This is a genomic window from Klebsiella sp. Ech2A (assembly GCF_030078455.1).
Taxonomy (GTDB): Bacteria; Pseudomonadota; Gammaproteobacteria; order Enterobacterales; family Enterobacteriaceae; genus Klebsiella; species Klebsiella terrigena.
This window is the reverse complement of record NZ_JAQGFU010000282.1, coordinates 1-4,014: the sequence shown is the minus strand read 5'-3', so window position 1 is coordinate 4,014 and position 4,014 is coordinate 1. Positions and strand designations below refer to the sequence as shown.

Annotated in this window: 5 protein-coding genes and 1 pseudogene; 3 read left to right on the top strand and 3 right to left on the bottom strand. The window is 59.8% G+C overall.

Annotation, left to right across the window (positions count from 1 at the left end):
• The 3 genes from PFH44_RS25420 to kdpF form a co-directional block, all read right to left on the bottom strand.
• Window positions 1–578: HAD-IC family P-type ATPase (locus tag PFH44_RS25420; RefSeq protein WP_283826544.1), on the bottom strand; the 578-nt coding region annotated here is incomplete at its 3' end.
• A gap of 20 nt (window positions 579–598) precedes the next feature.
• Complete coding sequence (gene kdpA / locus PFH44_RS25415) at window positions 599–2,278, bottom strand: potassium-transporting ATPase subunit KdpA (RefSeq protein ID WP_045854487.1); 1,680 nt, start codon at window positions 2,276–2,278, stop codon at window positions 599–601.
• A complete protein-coding gene (kdpF, locus tag PFH44_RS25410; RefSeq protein ID WP_015584874.1) occupies window positions 2,278–2,367 on the bottom strand; it encodes a K(+)-transporting ATPase subunit F in 90 nt (29 codons plus the stop codon). The genes kdpA and kdpF overlap by 1 nt, the downstream gene beginning before the upstream one ends.
• A 309-nt stretch (window positions 2,368–2,676) precedes the next feature.
• On the opposite strand from kdpF, the gene PFH44_RS25405 reads away from it, so the two are divergent.
• From PFH44_RS25405 to PFH44_RS25395, 3 genes and pseudogenes are all read left to right on the top strand, one after another.
• Window positions 2,677–2,883: a DUF2517 family protein gene (locus tag PFH44_RS25405; protein ID WP_045854489.1), complete on the top strand. Its 207-nt coding sequence runs from the start codon at window positions 2,677–2,679 to the stop codon at window positions 2,881–2,883.
• 137 nt (window positions 2,884–3,020) lie between these two features.
• Window positions 3,021–3,473, top strand: a pseudogene (locus PFH44_RS25400) (YbgA family protein); the annotation flags it as partial.
• Window positions 3,474–3,508: 35 nt separating this feature from the next.
• Window positions 3,509–4,014: deoxyribodipyrimidine photo-lyase (locus tag PFH44_RS25395; protein ID WP_283826543.1), on the top strand; the 506-nt coding region annotated here is incomplete at its 3' end.

The window sequence follows — 4,014 nt, the reverse complement described above, 5'->3', positions numbered from 1 at the left end:
ACGCTGCAGCGGATCACCAGCCAGTCGGAGAGAATGCGCGTCCCGCCGGTGACCGACGCGAAGTCGCCGCCGGATTCGCGGATCACCGGCGCCGATTCCCCGGTGATGGCGCTCTCATCCACCGACGCGCCGCCTTCGATCACCTCGCCATCGCAGGGAATGATATCCCCGGCTTCCACCAGCACCACGTCGCCTTTGCGCAGGTCCTCGGCCGGAATATGGTCGATCTGGGCATCGTGCTGCGGGGCGCGCAGCTTGCGGGCGAAGGAGGTCTTTTTCACGCCTTTCAGGCTGTTGGCCTGAGCCTTACTGCGCCCCTCCGCCATCGCTTCGGCAAAGTTGGCAAACAGCACGGTAAACCACAGCCAGACGCTCACGGCGGCGGTAAAACCGGCGCTGCCGGCGATATGTCCGCTGGTCATGCCGACGGCGAGCAGGGTAGTGACGAGGCTGCCGATCCAGACAATGAACATCACCGGGTTACGCCACTGCACCGCAGGGTTGAGCTTTTTCACCGCGTCCAGCAGCGCCTGGCGCACCAGCGTCGGCTCCAGCAGGGCTAATTGTTTGCGACTCATAACAGGTTGCTCCGCATCGCTTAAAGTAAGGAGAAGTGTTCCGCCAGCGGGCCGAGTGCCAGCGCCGGGATAAAGGTCAGGGCGCCAACCAGCAGCACGGTACCGATCAGCAGGCCGATAAACAGCACGTCATGGGTGGCGAGCGTGCCGGTGCTGGCGGGCTGAATTTTCTTGCCGACCAGCGAGCCGGCAATCGCCATCACCGGAATGATGACCGCGAAACGACCGACCAGCATGCAGAACGCCAGCAGCAGGTTCCAGAACGGGGTGGCCGCGCTCAGGCCGGCGAAGGCGCTGCCGTTGTTATTGGCCGCCGAGGTGACGGCGTACAGCACCTCGCTAAAGCCGTGCGGACCGGGGTTAAACATCGCCGCCCGTCCGGCATCGGTCATCATCGCCAGCGCGGTGCCGAGCAGAACCAGGGTCGGGGTGACGAGGATCGCCAGGGCGATCATTTTCATCTCGCGCACGTCGATCTTTTTGCCCAGATACTCCGGCGTCCGGCCGATCATCAGTCCGGCGATAAATACCGCCAGCATGACGAACAGCAGCATGCCGTACAGGCCCGATCCGACGCCGCCGAAGACCACCTCGCCGATCTGCATCAGCCACATCGGCACCATGCCGCCCAGAGCGGTAAAGGAATCGTGCATGGCGTTTACCGCGCCGCAGGAGGCGGCGGTGGTCACCACCGCAAACAGGCTGCTGGCTAAAATGCCAAAGCGGCTCTCTTTGCCCTCCATATTGACGCTGCTATCGGCGCCAAGCGCCAGCAGGTGCGGGTTGCCGTGGGTTTCTGCCCACATCACTACCGCCGCGCAGACGATGAAGATAAGCGTCATGGCCCACAAAATTGCCCGGCCCTGACGGCGATCGCCCACCGCTTCACCGAAGGCAAAGCACAGCGCCGCCGGGATCAGGAAGATCGCCAGCATCTGCACCATATTGCTTAGCGCCGTCGGGTTTTCGAACGGGTGCGCCGAGTTGGCGTTAAAGAATCCGCCGCCGTTGGTCCCCAGCATTTTAATCGCCTCCTGCGACGCCACCGGCCCCATCGGCAGCGACTGGCGCACGCCCTCCAGGGAAGTGAACGCCTGATACGGCAGCAGATTTTGCGGCACCCCCTGCTGAATAAAGAACAGGGCGATCAGCAGCGAGATCGGCAGCAGCAGCCAGAGCGTGATGCGGGTGAGGTCGACCCAGGCGTTGCCGAGGGTGCTCACCTGCTGGCGTGACCAGGCGCGGGTGAAGGCGAAGATCACCGCAATCCCGGTTGCCGCCGAGAGGAAGTTCTGCACCGCCAGGCCCACCATCTGGCTGAAATAGCTCATGGTGGTTTCGCCGGCGTAGGCCTGCCAGTTGGTGTTGCTGACGAAGCTCACCGCCGTGTTCAGCGCCAGGTCCCAGGAGAGGCCGGGCAGATGCTGAGGGTTCAGCGGCAGCGATCCCTGCAGCATCAGCAGAACAAACAGCGCCACCAGCCCGAGGGCGTTAAACAGCAGAATGGCGAAGAGATACTGATACCAGTTCATCTCCTGCGAACGAATACCTGCGACGCGCCAGATCCCGCGCTCTATCCCGGCGAGTCCGGGCAGCGGGGTATCGGCGATCATTCTGGCAAGCACCGTTCCCAGCGGGCGGGCCAGAACCATCAGCAGCAGAATAAAACTGGCGATAAGTAAAAATCCTTGAGCGGCCATCAGAATGCCTCCGCGTTGATCAGGGCATAAACCAAGTAAGCCAGCAACAGGAACACCAGCGCCACGCCAGCGATTACGCCTGCACTCACAATCCACCTCCGGGTGTATTTACGATTTATCTGCAGGATAGGAATTACGGCGCAAAGATTTTGCAAAAATCGGCGGGGGCGGTGTAAAAAAAGTATAAAAACGCAAAAGACCATTATTTAACTAATGGTTAGTATTAATTTAACTTTTATGTAACTCAATTACCGGATGAATGTAAATAAAGGCTAAATAGGCCGTTTTTAGTGGTCGGATGAGTAGTAAAATTACAGCCAAAGCGCTATTATTTTGCACAGAGAAACATTGAAACTTTACCGGCGCTGATTGCCGGCCTGACATAAGGGAGAGAAATTATGGCGTTATACAAAACTTATCCTGCTCACGTTGTCTTCTTACGTCGTGCTTTCGCCGTCGTGGCCGGCGTTGCGGCACTTCCGGTGATGATGTTCTGGAAAGACAGAGCCCGCTACTACAGCTGGCTGCACCGCGTATGGGCTAAGACCAGCGAACAGCCGGTATGGATGGCGCAGGCCGAAAAGGCCGCCGCTGATTTTTACTGATAGCCAGCCTGTCGACTGATAAAGCAACCGCCGGAAAACCGGCGGTTTTTTTTCGCCCGTAGTGGCTTACACTGAAAGCTCTTAACGATAAAGGAGCCGTCATGAGCGATCACTGGCTAGAGGACGATGAACAAACTCGTATTTACACCCTGCGCGAGCTGGATAATTTGCACCGTGACGGATTGACCCGCGGCCGGCTGATGGATTTTCACAGCCGCTATAAGCTGCTGCTGCTGGCTCATTCACAGCCTGAATACCGCCAGATTGGTCCCTTCGTGGCGGAGATCGCCCGCTGGCCGTCGCTGGAGGAGTTTTTTGTGGCCTACCGCGAGCGGCTGGTGAAGCTGCTGGCCCATCCCTCTACCCGCGCCAACCACACCAACGTGCTGATGCACGTTCAGGGCTACTTCCGCGAACATTTAACCGCGCAGCAGAAGCAGGAGCTAACGTCGCTGATCGATGAATATCGCCGCGGTCAGCAGCCGCTGCTTGCGCCGGTGAGCCTCCTCCAACACTATATGAGCGAATTTCCCGATCCCTGGCTCGCCGACCAGCGCTATTTCAATCCCTGGCCCGAGGCGCAGGGCTAACGAGACGTTATTTAGAGCATAAGAGCAGGAGTTTTATGGCCACCCATCTGGTCTGGTTTCGCGCGGATCTGCGCATTCACGATAATCTGGCGCTGGCTGCGGCCTGCCGCGATCCCGACGCCAGGGTTCTGGCGCTGTTTATCGCCACGCCCGAACAGTGGCGTCAGCACGGGATGGCGCCGCGTCAGGCGGCGTTTATCGTCAGCCATCTGCGTAGCCTGCAGGCCGCGCTGGCCGAGCGCGGTATCGCCCTGCAGGTGGCGCAGGCGACAGATTTCTCCGCCAGCATCGCCCTGCTGGCCCGCTTCTGCGAGGAGCAGCAGGTCAGCCACCTGTTTTACAACTACCAGTATGAAATTAACGAGCGCCAGCGCGACGCGGCGGCGGAGAAAACGCTGAGCCGCGTGGTGTGCCAGGGGTTTGACGATAGCCTGCTGCTGCCGCCCGGCAGCGTGCTGACCGGCAGTCGCGAAATGTATAAGGTGTTCACGCCCTTCAAAAACGCCTTCATCCGCCGCCTGCGCGAGACGCTACCGGAGTG